Raw genomic sequence first — 22,527 nt, forward strand, 5'->3', positions numbered from 1 at the left:
CACGCCCCGCTCTTTTCCGCCCCACCCTGTCCTGTTCCATACGGGCCTGACCATGACCCAGACCCCGCATCTGGTGCTGGTGGATGGCAGTGGCTTCATCTTCCGCGCCTTTCATGCCCTCCCGCCCATGACCAACCCGGATGGCGTGCCCGTCAACGCGGTGTACGGGTTCACCAACATGCTGGCCCGGCTGCTGCGCGATCATACCGGCACGCATCTGGCCGTGCTGTTCGATGCATCCCGCCAGACCTTCCGTTCGGAGATTTATCCGCAATACAAGGCCCACCGCCCCGAACCGCCCGAAGACCTGCGGCCCCAGTTCAGCCTGATCCGCGAAGCCACACAGGCCTTTGGCGTGCCCGGCATCGAACTGCCCGGCTGGGAGGCGGACGACCTGATCGCCTCCTACGCCACGGCAATCCGCGCAGCGGGTGGAACCTGCACCATTATTTCCTCCGACAAGGATCTGATGCAGCTTGTGGGGCCGGGCGTGTGCATGCTCGACCCCATTCGCCAGACGCCCATTGGCCCTGCTGAAGTCGAAGCCAAATTCGGCGTGCCGCCTGAAAAGGTGGTGGACGTGCAGGCCCTGATGGGCGACCCCACGGACAACGTGCCCGGCGTGCCCGGTATCGGGCCCAAGACGGCATCGGCCCTGGTGGGTGAGTTCGGAACACTGGAGGCGGTGCTGCAAGCCGCCCCGGAAATGAAGAAATCCAAACGGCGCGACATGCTGATCGAGCATGCGCAGGCCGCGCGGATTTCCATGCAGCTTGTCACCCTGGCGCGCGACGTACCCCTGCCCGTGCCGCTGGAAGACCTGCCCACGCGTGAGCCGGATATGCTGGTGCTGGCCGAATGGCTGGACCGCATGGGCTTTCGCTCCGTGCTGGCGCGCATGGGTGGGGGCCAGCCGTCGGGCAGCCAGGCCCATCGTGCCGCCCGCGCCACGGCCCATGCCAGCGCGAACGGCACCCTGCCCACCACTGCCCCCGCCACCGCCGCAACCCCGGCGGGCGAGGTGCTGAGCGCCCCTTACCATCAGTACGAAACCGTCCGCACGGCCGAGGCCCTGCAAAAATGGGTCACCAAAGCGCAGGAAGCCGGGCTGTGCGCGGTCGATACCGAAACCGACGGTCTGGACCCGCTTTGCGCCAACCTTGTCGGCTTTTCGCTCTGCCCGGCCCCCGGGCAGGCCTGTTACGTTCCGCTCAGGCATGAAGGCACGCTCGAAGCCCCGGCGGGCGAGCAGTTGGAGGCCAGTGCCGCCCTGCACCTGCTGCGCCCGCTGCTGGAAGACGATACGGTTCTAAAAATCTTCCATAATGCCAAGTTCGACCTGCTGGTGCTGGACCGCGCGGGGATCGCGCTGGATACGATCGGCCCGGTGGATGACACGATGCTGATCTCTTACAGCCAGTCGGCCGGGCTGCACGGGCAGGGCATGGACGAGCTTTCGGCCCTGCACCTCAACCACACGCCCATTTCCTATGACAGCGTGACCGGAACGGGGCGCAACCGCATTCCCTTCGCGCAGGTGCCCGTGGACAAGGCGAGCCAGTACGCGGCGGAGGATACCGATGTCACGCTGCGGCTGTGGCACGTGCTGCACCCCGCCCTGCGCCCCGCCAAGGCCCTGGCGCTGTACGAACAGGTTGAACGCCCGCTGGCCCCGGTGCTGGCCCGCATGGAAAAAATGGGCATTGCCGTGGACCGCGCGGAACTTGCACGCCTGTCGGCCGATTTCGAAGCCCGCATGAAGGATATGGAACGCGGCATTTACGATGCGGCGGGCCGTGACTTCAATATCGGCTCACCCAAGCAGCTTGGCGAAATCCTGTTCGATGAAATGGGCCTGCGCGGCGGCAAGCGCGGCAAGGCCGGCGCGTGGAGCACGGATTCCTCCGTCCTGCAGGATCTGGCCGACCAGGGCCATGACCTGCCGGTGCGCATTCTGGACTGGCGGCAGCTTTCAAAACTGAAATCCACCTATACGGATGCGCTGCTGCGCCAGACAGATGCGCAAAGCCGGGTGCATACGTGCTTCCAGATGGCGATCACCACCACCGGTCGACTGTCTTCCACCGAGCCGAATTTGCAGAATATTCCCGTCCGCACGGAAGAAGGCACCCGCATTCGTCGCGCATTCGTCGCCCCCGAGGGGCGGCGGCTGATCTCGGCCGATTACTCCCAGATCGAACTGCGCCTGCTGGCCGATGTGGCCGACATACCCGCCCTGCGCGATGCCTTTCACCTGGGCCAGGACATTCACGCCCGCACGGCGTCCGAAGTGTTCGGCGTGCCGCTAGAAGGCATGGACCCGCTGACACGCCGCCGGGCCAAGGCCATCAATTTCGGGATCATCTACGGCATTTCGGCCTTCGGGCTGAGCAAGCAGCTTGGCATTCCCGCGGGAGAGGCCCGCAGTTATATCGATGCGTATTTCGCCCGCTACCCCGGCATACGCGACTATATGGAACGCATGAAGGACCAAGCCCAGCGCACGGGCTATGTGCTGACCCCCTTCGGACGCCGCTGCTTTGTGCCGGGCATCGGGGAAAAAAGCGCGGCCCGCAGGCAATATGCCGAACGCCAGGCCATCAACGCGCCCTTGCAGGGCGGGGCTGCCGATATCATCAAGCAGGCCATGGTCCGCCTGCCCGCAGCCCTTGACGCCGCGGGGCTGGGTTCGGCACGCATGGTGTTGCAGGTGCATGATGAACTGCTGTTCGAGGCCGACGCGCATGAGGCCGAAGCAGTGGCACAGATCGCAAGGACCGTCATGGCGGGTGCGGCACGGCTTTCCGTGCCCCTGGTCGTGGAAACCGGCATAGGCCAGAACTGGGCGGAGGCACATTGACCCCATGACACCGGCAGGAAAACGCGCGTTATTGATTACGGGTGCCATTATCGCCGTTGCGGGTGCGGGCGGTTACGTCGCCACGCGCTATGCGCTGCACCACAAGCTGACACTGGACAGCTACGGCAACGCCGTGGGCGGGTCGTTCCGGCTGATGGATTCCACAACCGGCACCATGACGGACCAGACCTTCAGCGGGCGCTGGATGCTGGTTCTGTTCGGGGCGACCCATTGCGCGGACGAAGCCTGCACCCCCGCCATGCAGGCCATGACCACGGCCCTGAACGCGGTGGACCCGGGCGGGCGCAAGGCGGTGATCATTTTTGTAAGCCTGGACCCTGACCGCGACGATGCCGAACGCCTGCGCCAGTACGGCGAAAGCATAAGCCCGCGCGTGGTAGCCGGTACGGCCGCCCCCTTCGCGCTGGCTGACCTGGCGAAGGAATACCATGCGCCCATCGAACGCGTGAGCGACCCCGAATGGACCTATGCCATGCGTATGTCGCCGCAATTCGTGGTGATGGACCCGCAGACCCGCTACCGTGGCAGCATAGACGCCCATGCGGATGCCGCCACCATGACCGAGGCCCTGCGCGCGATCATGGCCACGGGGCCCGGCAGCACGGGACCCGGCAAGTAGTTCTTTCCACCCAGCCCCGATCCGTCTTGCAGAACTGCCTGGCCTGTCCATGTCCTTCCTGTCTTCCCTGAACGCTAGCGTGCGGTTTTATGCCTCCCTTGTCGTGACGGGGCTCATTTTCCTGTGCCTGGATACGGGCTCCTTCCTGCTGCGCCGGATCATGCCCGAAGGCGTGGCGCGCAGGCGGGCGGGGCGGCGCTGGCTGTATGCCATGTCGCGGCTGGCCGTGCGCTACCTGCGGGCGGCAGGCATCATCCAATGCGATCTGGCTGCACTTGAGGCCCTGGCTGACGAGCAGCATGTCGTGCTGGTGGCCAACCACCCATCGCGCATGGACAGCCTGATCCTGGCATCCGCCCTGCCCCGCCTGTCCTGCGTGACCAAGGCCTCGATCTGGGAAAGGCCGGTGCTGGGCAGCACCTTGCGCATGGCGGGCTATATCCGGCACGACACGCTACTGCGCGTGATCGGCCCGGCTTCCGAACGGCTGGCGGAAGGCTGCCAGCTTCTGCTCTTTCCCGAAGGCACCCGCTCGCGCGCGGGAGACGCGCCAGGCCCCATCCAGCCCGGTTTCGCCGCCATTGCCCAGCGCACGCGCAGTGCGGTGCAGGTGCTGCTGATTGAAACGGATTCCCCCTATTTGTCGCAGGGCTGGCCCTTTCTCAAACGCCCGCCGCTGCCCATGCGCTACGCTGTAAAGACCGGGCCACGCTTTGCCGCCCCCCGGCGCGATGAAGCCAGCGGACGTGCCCTGGTCGAAACCGTGGAAACCTGGCTGAACACGGCACTGGCCAATAAAGGCCAGCCCCGCCCAGCAAGCCCGGATACAGGCAAGCCAGGCGCGCAGACGTAATATCCGCTTCGCCGGCCGTGGCCACACACCCAGTATAAAGCCGTGCGACCAGCCCGGGCATAAGGCTGCCTGCGCGCCGTTGCCGCAGCAGAAACTGCGCATTCGGATACCGGCCAAGCCGTTTCCACATCGATACGCAGCCCGCGCAAACCTTGGCGTATAGGGCGCCGGGCTACTGGCTGAAACCGCCGGTCCCTGCCCTCCTGCGTCTGGCAGACTAGCTGTATCCATAACGCTGCGGGCTGCATCGGGCTGGTTCTCAGCCCCCTGTGCATTCGTGCCGGAGCGTCGCATGCGCTCGCATTTCGGCAACGGGTGCGTGCTTTTTTTATTTTTGAGAGAACGGTAAAAAGCGAGCTATAGTTTTATCTTCCTGTTCGCGGAGCATGGTTGGTAACACCTTCCACCCCGCTGCGGGCTACATTCTTGCGCCACCCCGCCCCATCGCCTTTCTGCCGGAAGGGTGAGAGAACACCAAAGGCCGCCCATGACACTTGACGATGCGCAGACGCTGCAAGAAATCACCCTGTGTTCGGACGCCTATGAAAAAGCACTGGGCGATAACGACCTGAGCGCGCTGGACGCCATGTTCTGGGACGGGCCGCAAACCGTGCGCTACGGCGTGGGCGAGAACTTGTATGGTGCAGCGGAAATCGCCGCCTTCCGGCGGGCGCGCAGCGGTGGTTCGCCCCCGCGCACCGTGCTGCGCCGTGCCATTACCCCCATCGGGACCGAAAGTGCAGTCGTCAGCCTTGAATTCCGGCGCGAAGGTTCGACCCGCACGGGCAGGCAGATGCAAACCTGGATCCGCACCCCACAGGGCTGGAAAATCCTGGCGGCCCATGTCTCGCTCATGGCAGAACAGCCCGAAACCCAACGCCCCGCGCTGTAAAAACGCTGCCTTCATAACCCTCCGTCCGGACTGAACACCCGCCAGACCCGCTTGCCCCGATCCCCCCGCACAAGGACGTTGCCTGCCATGCCCCAGCCCCCCACCGCCCAAACTGGCATGCCCCAGGCAGGCACGCCCGCGCCAGGTGGCATGCCCGCAAATATCCTTCCGGCAGAGGCTGTTCCCAAAGATGCGACCCTCGCACTGGTGCAGGCCCGTGCGGCGGCCCTCGGCCTGGTCCTGCCCGAAGCCTGCCTGCCCGGCATTGTCAGCAACACGGACCTGCTTGGCCATTATACGGCTTTGCTGGAACAGGTCGCCCTGCCCGATCTGTGCGAACCTGCCGGCGAGTACACGCCATGACCCGTTTTGCCAGCGCGCTCGACCTGGCCGCAGACATCCGCTCGGGCAAAACAACTGCGCTCGCCGTCATTACGGATGTTCTTGCAACCATCCGCCAGCATGACGCACCCATCAACAGCGTGACCCATCTGTTCGAAGAACAGGCCCTTGAACGCGCCCGCCAGATCGATGCCATGCGCGCACGCGGGCAGGCCCTGCCGCCGCTGGCCGGTGTGCCGTTCGGCGTGAAAGACCTGTTCGACGTGGCGGGCCATGTGACCACCGCAGGCTCCGTCGTGCTGCGCGACACACCGCCCGCCACGCAGGATGCCGCCATTGTCCAGCGCCTGAAAGCGGCCGGGGCCATTGTGGTCGCCACCCTGAACATGGATGAATTCGCTTATGGTTTTGCAACCGACAATGCCCATTACGGCATAACCCGCAACCCGCATGACACGGCCCGCATGGCTGGCGGGTCTTCGGGCGGGTCGGCTGCTTCTGTTGCCGCGGGTTTCCTGCCTTTTACGCTGGGAAGCGACACCAACGGCTCCATCCGTGTTCCGGCCGCGCTGTGCGGTGTGTGGGGGCTCAAGCCCACCTTCGGGCGGCTGCCGCGCCAGGGGGCTTACCCGTTTTCGGCCAGCCTGGACGTGGTGGGGCATTTCGCCGGCACGCTCGATGACCTGATCAGCACGTTTCATGTCATGGACGCCAGCCTTCCCGTCGCGGGACCCGATGTCAAAACACTGAAGATCGCCCGGCTGGGCGGGTGGTTCGCGGCCGATATCGTCCCCGCGCTGGAACAGGCCATCGCGCATGTATGCAACGCACTGGGCACCGCGGACAGGATCGAACTGCCCGAAACACCGCAGGCCCGAGCGGCCTCTTTCCTGATTACCGCCTGCGAGGGCGGGAACCTGCACCTACCCCGCCTGCGCGCGCAGGCCATGGCCTATGATGCCGCCACTCGCGACCGGCTTCTGGCCGGGGCAATGCTGCCCGCAAACACCTATATCCAGGCCCAACGTTTTCGCAGCCGCTTCCGCCGGGCTGTGCATGCGGCATTCCGGCAGGCCGACGTGCTGATCGCCCCCGCGGTTGCCTGCGAAGCGCCCCGGCTGGACAGCCCGACCATTGAAATAGGGGGTAAACTGGTATCGGCCCGCGCCAATCTGGGGTGCTTCACCCAGCCAATCAGCCTGCCGGGGCTGCCGGTGCTGACCCTGCCGCTCCTTGACACGCATACCCTGCCGCTGGGGTTGCAGCTTGTCGCCGCCCCGGGGCGTGAGACCGCCCTGTTCAGCGTGGCGCGCGAACTGGCGCGCCAGGGGCTGGCCGGGCGGGTGCCAATGCAACACGCCCCCCCCGGCGCGACACCTGACACCTGACACCTGACACCTGACACCTGACACCTGACACCTGACACCTGACATATCCGGGCAGAAAACAGACCATGCCAGTCTTTTCCCGTTTTCTGCGGTATTTCATGGCGGTTGCGCGCCATGGCTCCATTCGCAAGGCCTCGGACGAATTGCATATTGCTGCCTCGGCCATTGACCGGCAGATATTGCAGGGCGAGAAAACATTGGGCACTCCTTTGTTCGAACGCCTGCCATCGGGCCTGCGGCTGACCACGGCGGGGGAATTGCTGCTGACATCGTGCCATCGCTGGTCGCGCGATTTCACGGCGCTGCAAACCCAGATCGACAACCTTAAAGGCCTGCGCCGGGGCGAGACGGATATCCTTATTCCCGACGCGCTGACAAAAGGGTTCCTGCCCACCCTGCTGGGGCGGCTGCGCGAGAGCCATCCGGGCATCGTGGCCAGCGTGCATGTGCGCAAAAGCCGTGACATGGGCGAACTTCTTGTCAAAGGGCAGGCCGATTTCGCGCTGATGTTCAACCCCACCCCCATGCGAGAGCTGGCCGTGCGGGCGCAAAAGGACATTCCGCTGGGCTTTGTCTCACCCCCCGGCCACCCCGTAACGGCCACAGCACCGGCACGCTTCAGCCTGGTGGCGGAATACCCGATGATTATTCCCGCCCCGCCCCTGGCGCTGTGGCATCCGATCAGCATGCTGGAGGCCGAAACCGGAGTACAGATCACCACCGTCATCCGGACCGACAATATCCAGATGATCAAGTCCCTGGTGATGGAGGGAACAGGTGTCGGTATGCTGAGCTATCTGGACGTGTATGACGAGGTGCAAAAAGGCCAGTTGGCGTTTACCCCCATCGTCAACCGCAAGCTCTCCCCCCTGCGCCTTGCACTCTGCGTCGACCGTTCGCGCCAGCTTTCGACTGCGGCGCGCTTTGTCATGGCCGAGATCGAAGCTTTCTTTTTCAACACGCCCTGAACGCCAGCCCCCTTGCTATCGTCATATCCAGCGGGTGACATGGCTCGGTTTTTCAAAACCCCTTTTAACGGGAAACTGGTTTTCACGACTGATGGCAAAAGGAAACCGTATCGAAAGTCTGGCCACGCAATATTCTGGTCAATAGACAAAAGTTTTTGGGTGTCGCCTTTGTTTCAAAAAGGTGACGGTCTTTGAAGCTTTTTGGAAAAAGCTTCACCAAAAACTTTTATCTTTCTTTATCCATGCGTTAATTTTGAAACAGACTTTAAAATCCTGCGGCATAACCATCGCTTCTTGGGTCCCCGGCTCCTTCGAACAAGCCGCTGGCATGCCGCACCACCGCCCCCGCATGCCCCATGAGGCTGGAGAACGGGGCAACCCGTTCCACCACATGCCCGGCCTGTTCAAGCCTGGCCACCACACCGGCATCGAGCGCGCTTTCCACCTTCAGTGTGTTGCTGTTGCTGCCCCATGTGCGGCCCAGCAGCCAACGGGGCGCTGTAACCGCCTGCTGCAACCCCATGCCAAACAGGGCATAGCGGGTGAAAATGGCAGCCTGCGTCTGGGGCTGTCCTTCCCCACCCATGGTGCCGTACACCATGACCCGGCCATCATCAAAGCGGGCCAGGGCCGGGTTGAGCGTATGAAACGGCTTGCGGCCGGGCTCGTAAGCATTCCACGTAGCGGGCGCCAACTGGAAGGACGCCCCCCTGTTCTGCCACAATAGGCCCGTCTCGGGCAGGAACACGCCCGACCCAAATTCGAAATACAGGCTCTGGATCATGCTGACGGCAAGGCCCGTGCCATCGATCGCGCCCATCCACGTCGTATCGCCCTGCTGGGATGGCACGGGCCAAGGCATGGCACGGTGCCTGTCGATACCCGCCGCCAGTGCCGCAAGCCCTGCCTTGTCATCCAGAAACGCCTGGGCATCACGCGTCATATAGCGCGGATCACCCACATGCGCATTGCGGAACAGGAACGCGCGCTTGGTCGCTTCCACCAGCCCGTGCACATGGGCAAAGCCTTCGCCCTCCGCCACGCCCAGCCTTTCGAACAGGTCCAGAATAGCCAGGGACGCAACACCCTGCGTGGGCGGCGGCGTATTATAGACCTGCACGCCGTTCAGGCGCGTATGCAGGGGGGCCTTGTGTTCCACACCATGGCGGGCAAAATCCTCCGCCGCCAGCGGGCTGCCCGCAGCAGAAAGATCGGCCAGCAGCAGATCGGCAATGCCGCCGCTGTAGAAACTGCCAAGCCCATGATCGGCCATATGCTGCAAGGTTCTGGCCAGCGCGGGGTTTTTACGAATCTCGCCCGCACGGAACAGCCGCCCGTCCGGGGCATAGCTGTCGGCAAAGGCGGCGTTATCCAGCAGTTCATCCTGCTTGTGGGCCAGCAATGTGGCCTCGCTTTGCGAGACGGCATAGCCGTTTGCCGCGTACCAGATCGCATCATTCAGCAGGTCGCGCACAGGCAGCGGTGGTTGCAGGGCGGCACTGCACTGCAAGGCAGCCTGCCAGCCCGAAACTGCGCCGGCCATGGTATTGGTCGCCAGCCCCCCGCGCCAGGGCACGCTCTCGTACCCGCCCTTGCGGTACAGGTCGATACTGCCGCCCAGCGCGGCCGCCCCACAGGCGTCCAGCACCTGCGTGCGCCCGTCGGGATAGGCGACAAGCCAGAACGCATCTCCGCCGATCCCGGTCATATGCGGGTAGACGGCGGATAATGTCGCGGCCATGGCGGTCACGGCTTCCAGCGCCGTGCCACCTTTCTTAAGGATATCCAGCCCGCTTTGACTGGCCAGGTGATGGGGGGATGTCACCATCCCGCGTGTGGACTGAAATGTGTGCAGCATGGCCCAATCTTGCACGGCTACGACACGATGAAAAGCCCGATCCCTCTCCGCCGGCCTGCCGTTGGGCGGCAAGCGGGAGACAAGTGGGAGGCCAGTCGCGCGGCCAATGGGCGGCCAGCATTTTCAACCTATCCGCGCCGGGGCCGCCATCCCGCCAGATAGAACCCGTGGCGCGGACAGATCCTGCTGGCGTCGTTGTTTTTACAAAGTGCCGATCACCTTCAGGCCGACCAGGGCAGCGTCAGGCGTACGGCCTGCTTCGCCCGGGCGGATCATGTACTGGAATTCGGGCTGCACCAGAATGCCGGGAACGGCATCGATCGCGTAATAGGCTTCGATCACATGGGAATCCGTCTGCGGGGCGAGAACCTGCGACCCCAGCGAATACCCGGCATCAAGGGCATACATCTGCCCCAGTTCCTTGCGGTGGCTGACATGGTACCAGGAATACAGGATACCGACCCGATCCTTGTCACGGTTGGGAATAACGCCGTTGAAGGACATGCCGCCATACGCTTCATCGGAAATGGAGGAGACATGCGGCGTGTTGTGGATGTAGCCCGCCATCAGGTACCCGCCCGCCATCTGGCTGGCACCCCCCTTGCGGTAGACCATCTGGTCGCCTTCGAACCAGAACATGTCCATGGGCGCGCTGCGGGAATGCGCGATAAGGCTTGCAGGCTTGGTGCCGATTATATCGGGGTAGCGGGTCGTATCATGCGCATAACCGAACACATAATGGCCGGGCAGTTTGTCGCGCGTCAGGTAAGGCTGCCAGGTAAATTCGATCGGCAGCATCAGCCCGGTCGCGTTTTCGCTGGCCCAGGCCCAGCCGCTGGGGCCGTCGGCCAGGGCGCTGACGGAATACGCGCCAAGCTGGATGGCGGTGTCACGCGTGGGGCGGAAGCGGATACGGCTGCCCCAGGTGGCCTTCGGGTAAACGGCAAATCCCGGATCAACCTTGAGCGCGACCGGGGCCGAACACGTGACCATGAAGGAGCAGATCAGCGGCGATGTCGCGAACACATGCGTCAGGGACATGCGGCCGAATGTAATATCCATCCGGTTGTCGAGAAATTTCTTCTCGGCATAGAAATCGACAAGATGGGCCACCACGTGGCCCGACAGGCCATACACTTCCATCAGGCTGACATAGTAATCACCCACGCGGTCGCGTGAGACTTCGCGCCCGGCGCGGTTCATCAGCAGCGTGTGGATGGTCCAGCCTTTCAGCCCGGCCATTTTTTCCAGGTCGAAATTCATCTGCAGGGTCAGCTCGTGCACGTAATCCATGCCGCGCGCGATACCGCCGTGAATATTCGCCATGGCTTCACCTTTGTAGGTGAAGGCGAAGGAGAAACCCTTTTTTGCCAGGCGTTCGCGAAAAGGCATGATCTGCGGCAGGATGTGACCGCCACCCGCCACGGGCACGTAGTACGGATCTTCCAGGTCGGTCAGGCGCTGGGCATCCACTTCCGATGGCAAAAGCCAGGACATGGCCTCGCCCCCGGTCAGGGCGTCCAGTTCCACCTTGTGGCGGGGCATGATCCCCGCTGCCGCCCAGTTGGGACCGGCAGCAGGCGCGGCCGGAGCACCGGCATGGGACAGGCTGGCATTGACCGAGACCTTGGATGCGCCCGCGTCAGCATTGTGAACGACCGCGTCCTGGTGGGGCATTATTCGGGAACTGTCTGTCGCCTTAACGGAGGGAGTCTTCTGCTTGAGAACAGGGGCAGTCTGCGCGGAGGCGCTTGCGTATGCTGATGCGCAACAGATGGCTATACTGCACAGGCCTATTTTTATTTTGTACGCATCTTGGAAAAATATTTTAATATTTAACATCTTTACACCAATCCGCCCGGGGGTCTTTAGTTCTCAAACAAGTGACACGAGCCGCATAACGGGACTATAAGTCCTGAGATCACGATATCGCGATGTCTTTTCGGACCCGATCCGTCGCCAGATCCGGCCCGACAGCCGTCATGCGCATAGAATATGCTGCGTTATCAAACAGGTAAATCCATGCTTGCGGCACCGGGCCGCGCCACACCCGCGCGCCCTTGTGGTAATCACATAGTAGCATTGCAATTTTGCAACCCCATTTGGGGACCCCCAAAAAAAACGTTCCTATTTCAAAAAAAATCGCTCCCAAGCTTCGATTTTTCTGACTTATTCATAAAAATCAAATACTTAGTTATAACAAGCTCAAGCCATAAATCGTCCCTTGGTGCAATTCCTTCTCATACTCAGCCAGTGCCCCGCACGACGCAAGGCATTTGAATTTGCCGGGGACTTCCGTCAGAAAGGGAAGTGCTAGCCAATTGTTCACCAAAATTACGGAAGCAAGCAGCATGGTTGAGACTGAAATAGGGAAGTCGAAATTCGGCGCGATTGACGTGTTCCGAGTTCTATTCTCGCTTATCAATATAATTATTGGATTGTATTTGTTAAAAGGAGGCTTCACCCTCCTATCTCTCGGAGGTTCCTCTTACTATTTTCTTGCCGGCATCGCCTACACGGCCATAGCTGTTCTTTATTTTCTTAAAAACCGCTATGCTTTACTCCTCTCTGTTATAACATTTGTTGCAACATTTATTTGGGCACTGGGCGACACGCCCGAGTTCGGATATTGGGCGCTCCTGCCTCGACTCGTCGTGCCGGCGATTCTCTTCACCCTCAGCCTGTGGCTTTCCGCGGCTTACTCGGCACCCTATTCCCTGGGGCAGCGCAAAGGCATGGCCGGTGTCGGCTTCGGTATCCTGGGCTGCCTGGTGATTACGCTGGTCGAAGCGTTCTCCCCCCATGGTGAAATCCACAACCCCGATGCGCTGGCGCCCCCGCCTGCAACGCCAGTTGCGACAAATGCCCCGGATGACTGGGAATTTTTCGCGCGTGACCCCAACGGCACCCGCTTTGTGCAGTACACGCAGATCACACCGCAGAACGTGAACAAGCTGCAGGTCGCCTGGATTTACCGGACCGGCCGCCGCCTGAAGGGTTCTGGCATCGGGGTGGATGAGAACACGCCGTCGCAGATCGGCAATGTTCTGTATTCCTGCACCCCTGAAGACATCGTAACCGCGATCGATGCCGACACCGGCAAAAGCCTGTGGAGATACGACGCGAAGGCCCGCACGGCCGAGCACGTCTCCTGCCGTGGCGTAGGCTACTACGACATCGACAAGGATGCCTCGCTCAGTGCAGAGGAAAAGGCGCCCCCCACGGACGGCACCCCTGTTTCCTGCCGCCAGCGTATCCTGGTCGAAACGGTTGATGCCCGCTTCATGGCGCTGGATGCGCATACCGGTGTTCCCTGCGAAGGCTTTGGCGAACACGGCTTCGTCGATCTCAAGCCCCAGATGGGCCCGACCGAAAACAGCAAGCGCTATCACCCGACTGCCATTCCGGTTGTCATGGGCCATGTCGCCGTTATTGGTGGCTGGGTGCGTGATATCGTGCATGGTGAACCTTCGGGCGTTGTGCGCGCCTACGACGTTCGCACCGGTGCCCTGGTCTGGGCGTGGGATGTTGGCGATCCGGACAACACGGGTGCCCCCCCTGCCGACAAGACCTATACGCTTGAAACACCCAACGTCTGGGCCGTTCCGACCTATGACAAGGAACTGAACCTCGTTTACCTGCCGACCGGCAACGGCCCGCCTGACTACTGGGGTGGCGACCGCGATGCGGTGAAGGAAAAGTTCGGCGCCGCGATCGTGGCGGTCGACGCATCCACCGGCAAGACCAAATGGGTTTTCCAGACTGTCCACCACGACGTGTGGGACTATGACCTGCCTTCCCAGCCGGTCCTGCATGACATGACCAATGCCAAGGGTGAAACGATCCCCGCATTGATCCAGACCACCAAGACCGGCAACATCTTCGTTGTCGACCGTCGCACGGGTGAACCCGTGACGGACGTTGTGGAACACCCCGTTGCCACGACACCGGACGCCCAGGGCGAACACCTGTCCAAGACCCAGCCTTTCTCCGTTGGGATGCCGACAATCGGTGCCGACCCGCTGACCGAACAGTCCATGTGGGGCGTCAGCACGTTCGACCAGCTTGGCTGCCGTATCAAGTTCAAGCAGTCGGTCTATACCGGTCCGTTCACACCGCCGGGTGAAAAGCCGTATATCGAATGGCCCAGCCTGCTGGGTGGCATGAACTGGGGTGGCGTCGCGATTGACGAAACCCGTGGCCTGATGTTCGTCAACGACATGCGCATGCCGCTGCAGATGACGCTCGTCACCAAGGAAAATGCCAAGAAGTACAAGATCTCGACCGATGAAGTCCCTGGCTTCATGGGTACGATCCGCCCGCAGGTCGCAGGTCCCTATGGTGGCGTGAAGATCGACATCCTCCAGTCCGCGCTGCAGGTGCCGTGCAACACCCCGCCCTTCGGCACCATGAGTGCGATCGATCTGCGCACGAAAAAGCTCGTGTGGCAGGTGCCGCTTGGCACGGTGCAGGATACCGGCCCGATGGGGATCAAGACCCATATGCCCGTCCCGCTTGGCATGCCCACCCTGGGTGGCCCGACGGCTACGGCATCCGGCCTGGTGTTCTTCGCCGGAACGCAGGACTACTACCTGCGCGCCCTGGACGCGACGACCGGCAAGCAGGTCTGGAAAGAACGCCTGCCCGTTGGCGCTGTAGCAGCTCCGCTGATCTACAAGTCTCCTAAAACCGGCAAGGAATACGTCGTGATTTCCGCAGGTGGCATGGCCCACTCCCCGGATATCGGCGACTACATCATCGCCTACAGCCTGCCCGAAGGTGCCAGCACCGGCGACGCAAGCAAGTAAGCGCAAGCCTCTGTCGTTACAGCAGGGCCATCTTCAACACGAAGATGGCCCTGCCATTTGAAAAGCCACTGTTCCGATCGCCAAAACCTGGCTTCGGGACAGTGGCTTTTTCATTTTTACCGGCTTTTTTACACTCGGGGAAATTGGGCCATCCCGGTCCGTCCGCTGCCTGCTCGGCAGCGCAGGCAGCCTAACCCTGCCGGGTCGACCGCACCTCTTTGCCGCTCATGCTCCGCGAAGAGGTGCTACCCGTCGTGGCGGGAGAGCAGCCCCAGGCCAAACGATAACCGCCCATGCCTCGGCCGGCCCCATGCGCGCCATGCTCATGCGCGCCTCTCTTACTCCATCCACGGACTACGGAGCGTGGCTCGGGTCGTCTCCCATGCGTCGTCTCCCATGCAGGGATCAGATCGGCAGTTCGGGGTCGCACTTCACTTCCTCCATGACGGAGTAGGTGTGGGTCTGGCGTATGCCGGGCAGGCGTGTCAGCGTCTTGCCCAGGAAGTTGCGATAGGCGGTCATGTCCCGCACCCGCGCTTTGACCAGATAGTCGAACCCGCCGGCCACCATGTAGCATTCCGTCACCTGCGGAATGGCCTTGATCGCTTTTGAAAACGCCTCGAACAGGTCGGGGGTGGAGCGATCAAGTGTCACCTGGATGAACACCACCAACCCAAGTTGCAGGGCATGCGGGTCGAGCCGCGCCATGTAGCCACGGATCACCCCCGATTGCTCCAGCTTGCGCACACGCTCGAGCGTTGCCGCGGGGCTCAGGTTGATGGCCCGCGACAGGTCGAGATTGCTCAGCCGCCCGTTTTTTTGCAGATTCGTAAGGATTTTGCGGTCAAGTTCATCCATGATCTTTCCATATGCAAAACAGAATTCGGTCTTTCTCTTATAGGCTGATTATAATTTTTTGGTAACGCCCATCTTCCGTATTACATTTGGCATAAGGCGCGGTATGTGAGGATCAGAGTTTCCTAGCACAAAGCAGGCCGGAATGACCCTTTCCTCTCCCTTTGCCACGCTTCTTGACGCTGTTCCTTCCCGCTCCACCCTGCGCGAAGCCATTACGGCCCAGACACGCCCGCCCGAGATGGCTCGCGTGCGTGCGCTGGCGACAGAGGCAGCCATTCCCGCCGATCTGGCCCCTACCGTGAGCCAGACCGCCTACAAGCTGGTCAAGGCCCTGCGCGATGCCGGCACGAGGGGGATCGTGCAGGGGCTGGTGCAGGAATACGACCTGTCCACGCAGGAAGGCGTGGCCCTGATGTGCCTGGCCGAAGCGCTTTTGCGTATTCCCGATACCGCGACGCGGGACGCGCTGATTCGCGACAAGATCGGCCAGGGCAACTGGCGCGGCCATGTGGGGGATGACAGTTCCCTGTTCGTCAACGCCGCCACCTGGGGGCTGGTCGTATCGGGCAAGCTGCTGTCTTCCGCACAGCCGCAGGGCACGAAGGAAGGGCTGGCTGGCAGCCTGTCCAAGCTGATCGCCCGTTGCGGCGAACCCGTGATCCGCCGTGGCGTGGACATGGCCATGCGCCTGATGGGCGAACAGTTCGTCACCGGCCAGACCATTGACAGCGCGCTCAAGAACAGCCGCCGCCTGAACGCCAAGGGCTTTCGCTATTCCTACGACATGCTGGGCGAAGCCGCGACCACGGCCGCCGATGCCGACCGGTACTACCGCGACTACGAAACCGCCATTCACGCCATAGGCAAGGCATCCGCCGGGGCGGGCGTGTATCGCGGGCCGGGCATTTCGGTCAAGCTGTCGGCGCTTCACCCGCGTTATGCCCGCCTGCAACGCGAACGGGTCATGACCGAACTGCTGCCGCGCCTGACTGCCCTGGCCCGCCTGGCCTGCCAGTACGACATCGGCTTCAATATCGATGCCGAGGAAGTGGATCGGCTGGAAATCTCGCTCGACCTGCTCGAAGCCCTGTGTTTCGACCCCAAGCTTGCGAACTGGAAAGGCATCGGCTTTGTGGTGCAGGCCTACCAGAAGCGCGCGCCCTTCGTGCTGGACTGGGTCATCGACCTGGCGCGGCGCAGCGGCCAGCGGCTGATGGTGCGCCTGGTCAAGGGCGCCTACTGGGACAGCGAAATCAAGCGCGCGCAGGTGGAGGGGCTGAGTGACTTCCCCGTCTTCACCACCAAGGCGCATACCGATATTTCCTACATCGCCTGCGCGAAGAAGCTGCTTGCAGCGCCGGATGCCATTTTCCCGCAATTCGCGACCCATAACGCCCAGACCCTGGCCAGCATCTACGCCCTGGCAGGGCCGGACTTTACGGTGGAAAGCTACGAATTCCAGTGCCTGCACGGCATGGGCGAAAGCCTGTACAAGGAAGTGGTGGGCCCCGACAAGCTCGACCGTCCGGTGCGCGTCTATGCCCCCGTCGGCACGCATGAAACCCTGCTGGCCTATCTGGTGCGCCGCCTGCTTGAAAACGGGGCGAATTCGTCCTTCGTCAACCGTATCCAGGACGAAGCCGTCACCATTGAGGAACTGATCGCCGATCCGGTCACCACCCTCAAGACGCATGACGTGCCCAGCAGCATCCGCCTGCCCGCCGACCTGTTCCAGCCCGAACGCGTGAATTCCGCGGGCCTTGACCTGACGGACGAAAACACGTTGCGCGAGCTGGCCAAAAACCTGGCGGTTCCCGCCCCCCGGCTGGGTGAGACGGGCGAGCCCGTGCTGAACCCGGCCGACCACAGCGATGTGGTGGGCCATGTCACCTTCGCCACCCCGACCGAAGTGACACAGGCCGTGGCGCGCGCGCAATCTGCTTTTGCAGGCTGGAGTGCGCGCACACCGCAGGAACGTGGTGCCCTGCTGGCCGCCGCCGCCGACAGGCTGGAAGCCGAAACACCTTACCTGCTGGGCATTATCGTGCGCGAAGCGGGCAAGACGTTCGCCAACGCCGTGGCCGAAGTGCGTGAAGCGGTGGACTTCCTGCGCTATTACGGCGCACAGGTGTCCAACACGTTCAGCAACGACACCCATCGTCCGCTGGGGCCCGTGGTCTGTATCAGCCCGTGGAACTTCCCGCTGGCCATTTTCCTCGGCCAGGTTGCCGCGGCCCTGGCGGCTGGCAATACCGTGCTGGCCAAGCCGGCGGAAGAAACCCCGCTGATCGCCAGCGAAGCCGTGCGTATCCTGCATGAAGCCGGCATTCCGGCCAATGCGGTGCAGATCGTGATCGGCGCGGGTGCCGTGGGGGCCGCCCTTGTGGGGGACAAGGCCGTGCGCGGCGTGATGTTCACCGGCTCCACCGAGGTGGCGCGGCTGATCCAGGCGCAACTGGCCGGCCGCCTGAACCCCGATGGCCAGCCCGTACCGCTGATTGCCGAAACAGGCGGACAGAACGCCCTGATCGTCGACAGTTCCGCCCTGGCCGAACAGGTGGTGGGGGATGTCCTGTCCTCCGCCTTCGACAGCGCGGGCCAGCGCTGCTCGGCCCTGCGTGTCCTGTGCCTGCAGAATGACTGCGCCGATCGCGTGCTGACCATGCTCAAAGGGGCGATGGAAGAACTGGCCGTGGGCAACCCCACCCAGCTTGCCACCGATATCGGCCCGGTCATTACGGCAGAGGCGCAGTCGCTCATCAACGGTCATATCGACGCCTTGCGCAAGCAGGGCTACAGCGTGCACCAGACCGCCATGCCCGAAGCCTGCGCGCAGGGCACCTTCGTGCCCCCGACCCTGATCGAGATCGGCGGCATTGCCGCCCTCAAGCGCGAGGTCTTCGGCCCCGTGCTACATGTGGTCCGCTACGCACGCCAGGACCTGAACGCGCTGATGGACGCCATCAACGCCACGGGCTACGCCCTGACCTTTGGCGTTCATTCCCGTATTGACGAGACCATCAACGCCGTGACGGCGCGTTCGCATGCGGGCAATATCTACGTCAATCGCAACCTTGTCGGTGCGGTCGTGGGTGTGCAGCCTTTCGGCGGGCATGACCTTTCGGGCACCGGCCCCAAGGCGGGCGGCCCGCTTTATTTACGCCGCCTGCTTTCCGCCTGCCCTGCGCTGTCAGCCCCGCTGGCGGCCCCGCTGCCCACGCTGGTGCACCGCTACCGGATCTGGTTGCAGACCACGCAGCCGGACCTGAAGCTGGACACCGCGACCAGCCCGCTGGGGGTGAGCCTGACACTGCCCGGCCCGGTGGGTGAGGACAATGTCTACAGCCTGACCCCGCGCGGAACCGTCCTGTGCGCCGGCCCCACGCCCGAAGCGCTCTACCGCCAGATCGATACCGCGCTGGCAACGGGCAATGCGGTCAAGGCGCCTGCGGCACTGCTGCGCACCCTGCCCCCCTTGCCGGTGGATCTGGCTGCTCTCATCAGCGCCTTTAACGAGGGCGACAGAATCGACACCGCCATCATGGATGCCAGCGCATCGGAGCAGGAGCGACTGGAACTGGGCGAACGCCTGGCGACACGCCCGGGGCAGATCGTCAGCCTGAACGTCTCGCGCCCCGATGGCAGCTACGCGCTGGAATGGCTGGTGCTCGAACGGGCTTGCAGCACCAACACCACGGCTGCGGGCGGTAACGCGGCCCTTATGGCCACGCAGTCCTGAACGGCCATACCGCGGGATCGGTTCGATTGTGAAACATCCCGACGCTGTCCGGTCTTTACCGGAATAAAAGAACAGCGCTCCCTGGAGACTCCGCTCCGGGGAGCGCTTTGTGGACCGCGCCACCCTGCGCACCAGCCCTTTTTTTTATCATTCCGTACGGCCGTGGCGGGCGCAAAAGGCCCGCGCGCGTGCGGTTTATCCATACCATTTCGGAATCGTTATGGAAAAATAAGGGTTTTTCAAAATTTTCCCTTGTGGACTCGGGCCAGATCGGCCAAAAACACTCCACACAAAGCGGCCTGCGCCTTCCGGGCGCGTTTCCCTGTGGGGAATAGGCACCATTCATCCAAAAAAACTGTTGCAATAAAGCAACATCGCGCAGCGCGATGACGTTTGTATTTTTTTGTTATTGCGACATGAGTGTCGTATATTTGTTGTAGAAAACTCTTTTATAGCAATATGTTATAGAAAATTTTTCGTAAAAAACATCTTTCGCTTCCGAACCAAATATGGCACATGCACCAAGCGTAACATATTTGCAAAAATCTGGACCGCCTATATACAGCGTTTCCAGGCGATAATGGACGATACAGCCGCAGGGCGGATCAGGTCGTTTCATTGCAAAAACTGTCCCGATTCATCGGGTCCGGTCCTGCGGGCCGGGCATCCGGTCGGTTGGGCAATGGAATATTTTTTGTCGGAGCCTGCATCTTTCCGTAATGGAATCGACGGCAGGCTCAACTTCGGAGCCATGAGAATACATGAAGCATGTGATCAAAAGAGGTGTTCTGGCGGCTGGCACTTCCGCGCTGGTCCTGACGGCGGTGACCGTGCCTGCAACCGGTCTTGCAGCCACCAAGTCCAAGGCCCGTTCCACACACGTATCTTCGGTCCACAGCAAGGCAGCAGCGTCTTCCAAGGCGTCTTCGGCACCGGCAGCACCCCGCCATGTCGCCCCCGCCGCCTTCACGTCCCATCGGACGGAAGAAGTCGGCGTTGTCGGCCACCCCTACCGCGCGCAGACGGTCAGCGTCAGCTCCGCCATGCTGCAGCGTTCGGTCCCCGGCACGAACCCCATGAAGGTGCTGGGCCAGCTTCCCGGTGTCATGTTCCAGTCCGGTGACCCGCAGGGCCTGGATACCTATTCGGCCCAGATCATGATGCATGGTTTCCAGCAGCAGGAAATCGGCATGACGCTCGATGGCATGCCGCTGGGTGAAATGACCTACCGCAACTATAACGGCACGAACCCCCTGCAGGCGATTTCATCCGAAAACGTGGCCAGCATGGACGTGTCGCGTTCCGCCGGTGCGGAAACGGTTGCCGCGACCAACAACCTTGGTGGCTCGATCGAATACATCTCGTCCGATCCGAAGGACAAGATGGGCGGACAGATCAACCAGATGTTCGGCAGCAACTCGACCTTTCACACCTTCATCCGGTTTGATTCGGGCAAGCTGAATTCGTCGGGCACGAAATTCTATGTTTCGTACATGCGCAACGACAACCAGATGTGGAAGGGCTCGGGCGAGCAGTTCCTGCAGCAGGTCAACGCCAAGTTCGTCCAGCCGATCGGTGAGCGCAGCAAGATCAGCGCCTTCTTCGACTGGAGCGACCTGCACCAGGACGTGTACAACGACTATTCCTTCGACATGCTGAACAAGCTCGGTGGCAGCAGCCAGGCCAACTACTACAATGGCAAGCTTTCCGGCTACGAGACGGCCTATAACGCGGCACTGGCCGCGCAGAACAAGGGTGGCAGCTACCCGACGGGTATCGCCGGGCTGACCGATCCGGCTGACGCCGCCTATTATTCGGGTGGGCAGAACAGCGTGGACGTCCTGGGCGGCCTGAAGGCCGACCTGCAACTGACAGACCATGTGAAGTGGACCACCACGGTTTACGGCCATGACCAGCAGAACCAGACCACCTGGGTCACGCCGTACTATGGTTCGCCCAACGGTTCGCCCATGAGCGACCTGGTGAAGGAACCCGAAATTCGTCGTTTCGGTATCCTGTCCGCCGTGCACTACAACATCAAGCATAACGAACTGGCCGGTGGTGTGTGGTATGAAAACAACCACTACAACTCCCCCATGAACGCCTATGCGGAACCGGCTCTGGTCAACGGCGTGCTCAGCAGCCCGCTGGTAAACGACCTGAACCATTTTTCCAATCCGTTTGCGCAGATCTTCAACCAGACGTACAACACCAACACCTTCACGGCGTTCGTCAACGATACGTTCCACCCGGTGCGTAACCTTGACCTGCATTTCGGCTTCAAGTCGGTGCTAAGCACGACCCGCGTGGGCAATGGCTATCTGAACCAGGATTATTACGCCTCGACCACGAACGGCGTGACCACCTATCCTGGCCCGATCACCAGCGGTGTGGGCATGACGGTTGCAAAGCCTTTCCTGCCGCATATCGGCATTGCCTACCGCTTCCTGCCCGGGCATGAAATCTTCATCGACATTTCCGAGAACGTGCACACCTACGCACAGTCGGGCTACAAGCTGTCGACCTCGCCCATGGCTTACACCCAGAGCGCTTATGATGCGGGCCATTACCGCCCCGAAACGGCGTGGACCTATGCCATCGGCTACCGGTTCAACAACCGCCTGATTTCGGCCAGCGCGTATGCCTATCGCACCAACTTCAACAACCGCCTGCAGCAGGTCTCGACCGGTTCGATCATCAACCCCACCGCCTCTGTCGCGAATGTGGGTGGCGTGACCATGAACGGCGTCGATGCCGGGCTGACCCTGCGCCCGATCCGTGGCCTGGAACTGACGAACAGCATCAGCTACAACCACGCTGTTTACGATCAGAACGTGCAGAACGGCGTGAATTCGGACGGCAGCCCCGCCATGATCGCCATGAAGGGCCAGCAGGTGGTGAACTACCCGCGCCTGATGTACAAGGCCCGCCTGTCCTACACCTGGCATAACGCCACGGCCTGGATCGACGGTTCCTACATGAGTGCGCGTAACTTCAGCTATGTGGGTGACGTCAAGGCACCGGGCTACTGGCTGGCCAACCTGGGTGCGGACTACAAGATGGGCAACATGGGCCAGTATATCCATGGCGCCGATTTCGTGCAGAACCTGGTGTTTTCCTTCACCGTCGCCAACCTGACGAATGCGGGCTACATCTCCACCATGGGCGAAGGCGGCAACCCGCTGAGCATCTCCCAGGGGGCGCTGAGCTACAACTCCTTCATGATTGGTGCACCGCGCCAGTATTTCGGCTCCGTCCGCGCCGAATTCTAAGCGGACAGATGCGTGGTCTCCGCCCTGTCCCCCGGGCCCTTGCGGTTCG

13 protein-coding genes are annotated in these 22,527 nt (G+C 62.1%); 10 read left to right on the plus strand and 3 right to left on the minus strand.

Annotation, left to right across the window (positions count from 1 at the left end; all coding sequences use genetic code 11):
- Positions 1–52 precede the first annotated feature (52 nt).
- The 7 genes from polA to J2D77_RS09850 all read left to right on the plus strand — a co-directional run bounded on the left by polA (position 53) and on the right by J2D77_RS09850 (position 7,943).
- Positions 53–2,860 (plus strand): DNA polymerase I, encoded by a 2,808-nt coding sequence (polA, locus tag J2D77_RS09820; protein WP_207846104.1) that lies wholly within the window; start codon positions 53–55, stop codon positions 2,858–2,860.
- 4 nt (positions 2,861–2,864) lie between these two features.
- Entirely contained in the window at positions 2,865–3,500 is a 636-nt protein-coding gene (locus tag J2D77_RS09825) for an SCO family protein (RefSeq protein ID WP_207846105.1), read from the plus strand.
- 49 nt (positions 3,501–3,549) lie between these two features.
- A complete protein-coding gene (locus tag J2D77_RS09830; RefSeq protein WP_207846106.1) occupies positions 3,550–4,353 on the plus strand; it encodes a lysophospholipid acyltransferase family protein in 804 nt (267 codons plus the stop codon).
- A 487-nt stretch (positions 4,354–4,840) separates the two neighbouring features.
- Positions 4,841–5,245 carry an oxalurate catabolism protein HpxZ gene (hpxZ, locus tag J2D77_RS09835; RefSeq protein WP_207846107.1) on the plus strand — a complete coding sequence of 135 codons (405 nt, stop codon included), beginning with the start codon at positions 4,841–4,843 and terminating at the stop codon, positions 5,243–5,245.
- Positions 5,246–5,332: 87 nt separating this feature from the next.
- Positions 5,333–5,608, plus strand: a complete 276-nt coding sequence (locus J2D77_RS09840; RefSeq protein ID WP_230975699.1) for a DUF4089 domain-containing protein — start codon at positions 5,333–5,335, stop codon at positions 5,606–5,608.
- Complete coding sequence (locus J2D77_RS09845; RefSeq protein ID WP_207846108.1) at positions 5,605–6,975, plus strand: AtzE family amidohydrolase; 1,371 nt, start codon at positions 5,605–5,607, stop codon at positions 6,973–6,975. The genes J2D77_RS09840 and J2D77_RS09845 overlap by 4 nt, the downstream gene beginning before the upstream one ends.
- Positions 6,976–7,040: 65 nt before the next feature.
- Positions 7,041–7,943: a LysR family transcriptional regulator gene (locus tag J2D77_RS09850; RefSeq protein ID WP_207846109.1), complete on the plus strand. Its 903-nt coding sequence runs from the start codon at positions 7,041–7,043 to the stop codon at positions 7,941–7,943.
- Positions 7,944–8,208: 265 nt separating this feature from the next.
- Here the strand turns inward: J2D77_RS09850 and J2D77_RS09855 are convergent, their stop codons facing one another.
- Together J2D77_RS09855 and J2D77_RS09860 are read right to left on the minus strand one after the other, a co-directional pair.
- Positions 8,209–9,801: a gamma-glutamyltransferase family protein gene (locus tag J2D77_RS09855; RefSeq protein WP_207846110.1), complete on the minus strand. Its 1,593-nt coding sequence runs from the start codon at positions 9,799–9,801 to the stop codon at positions 8,209–8,211.
- A 201-nt stretch (positions 9,802–10,002) separates the two neighbouring features.
- The gene (locus tag J2D77_RS09860) at positions 10,003–11,478 is read right to left on the minus strand and encodes a carbohydrate porin (protein WP_407927098.1); all 1,476 of its coding nucleotides are present in this window, start codon (positions 11,476–11,478) and stop codon (positions 10,003–10,005) included.
- A gap of 674 nt (positions 11,479–12,152) precedes the next feature.
- Between J2D77_RS09860 and J2D77_RS09865 the strand changes: the two genes are divergently transcribed.
- Positions 12,153–14,609 carry a membrane-bound PQQ-dependent dehydrogenase, glucose/quinate/shikimate family gene (locus tag J2D77_RS09865; protein WP_207846111.1) on the plus strand — a complete coding sequence of 819 codons (2,457 nt, stop codon included), beginning with the start codon at positions 12,153–12,155 and terminating at the stop codon, positions 14,607–14,609.
- 405 nt (positions 14,610–15,014) lie between these two features.
- On the opposite strand, the gene J2D77_RS09870 is transcribed toward J2D77_RS09865, so the two are convergent.
- Positions 15,015–15,467, minus strand: a complete 453-nt coding sequence (locus J2D77_RS09870; RefSeq protein ID WP_207846112.1) for an Lrp/AsnC ligand binding domain-containing protein — start codon at positions 15,465–15,467, stop codon at positions 15,015–15,017.
- A 142-nt stretch (positions 15,468–15,609) separates the two neighbouring features.
- Here J2D77_RS09870 and putA point away from each other — a divergent pair, with 142 nt between their 5' ends.
- Both putA and J2D77_RS09880 read left to right on the plus strand, forming a co-directional pair.
- Positions 15,610–19,206, plus strand: coding sequence for a trifunctional transcriptional regulator/proline dehydrogenase/L-glutamate gamma-semialdehyde dehydrogenase (putA, locus tag J2D77_RS09875; protein WP_207846113.1), 3,597 nt, complete (start codon positions 15,610–15,612; stop codon positions 19,204–19,206).
- Between the two features lie 761 nt (positions 19,207–19,967).
- On the plus strand, positions 19,968–22,478 hold the full coding sequence (locus J2D77_RS09880) for a TonB-dependent receptor (protein ID WP_207846114.1): 2,511 nt from the start codon (positions 19,968–19,970) through the stop codon (positions 22,476–22,478).
- The last annotated feature ends 49 nt before the right edge of the window (positions 22,479–22,527 follow it).

This window comes from Acetobacter garciniae (genome assembly GCF_017377735.1).
GTDB classification, from domain to species: domain Bacteria; phylum Pseudomonadota; class Alphaproteobacteria; order Acetobacterales; family Acetobacteraceae; genus Acetobacter; species Acetobacter garciniae.

Excerpts from the sequence above, each read along its gene's own strand:
- polA (WP_207846104.1), top strand. The coding sequence starts at position 53 with ATGACCCAGACCCCGCATCTGGTGCTGGTGGATGGCAGTGGCTTCATC.
- J2D77_RS09825 (WP_207846105.1), top strand. The coding sequence starts at position 2,865 with ATGACACCGGCAGGAAAACGCGCGTTATTGATTACGGGTGCCATTATC.
- J2D77_RS09830 (WP_207846106.1), top strand. The coding sequence starts at position 3,550 with ATGTCCTTCCTGTCTTCCCTGAACGCTAGCGTGCGGTTTTATGCCTCC.
- hpxZ (WP_207846107.1), top strand. The coding sequence starts at position 4,841 with ATGACACTTGACGATGCGCAGACGCTGCAAGAAATCACCCTGTGTTCG.
- J2D77_RS09840 (WP_230975699.1), top strand. The coding sequence starts at position 5,333 with ATGCCCCAGCCCCCCACCGCCCAAACTGGCATGCCCCAGGCAGGCACG.
- J2D77_RS09845 (WP_207846108.1), top strand. The coding sequence starts at position 5,605 with ATGACCCGTTTTGCCAGCGCGCTCGACCTGGCCGCAGACATCCGCTCG.
- J2D77_RS09850 (WP_207846109.1), top strand. The coding sequence starts at position 7,041 with ATGCCAGTCTTTTCCCGTTTTCTGCGGTATTTCATGGCGGTTGCGCGC.
- J2D77_RS09855 (WP_207846110.1), bottom strand. The coding sequence starts at position 9,801 with ATGCTGCACACATTTCAGTCCACACGCGGGATGGTGACATCCCCCCAT.
- J2D77_RS09860 (WP_407927098.1), bottom strand. The coding sequence starts at position 11,478 with ATGCCCCACCAGGACGCGGTCGTTCACAATGCTGACGCGGGCGCATCC.
- J2D77_RS09865 (WP_207846111.1), top strand. The coding sequence starts at position 12,153 with ATGGTTGAGACTGAAATAGGGAAGTCGAAATTCGGCGCGATTGACGTG.
- J2D77_RS09870 (WP_207846112.1), bottom strand. The coding sequence starts at position 15,467 with ATGGATGAACTTGACCGCAAAATCCTTACGAATCTGCAAAAAAACGGG.
- putA (WP_207846113.1), top strand. The coding sequence starts at position 15,610 with ATGACCCTTTCCTCTCCCTTTGCCACGCTTCTTGACGCTGTTCCTTCC.
- J2D77_RS09880 (WP_207846114.1), top strand. The coding sequence starts at position 19,968 with ATGAAGCATGTGATCAAAAGAGGTGTTCTGGCGGCTGGCACTTCCGCG.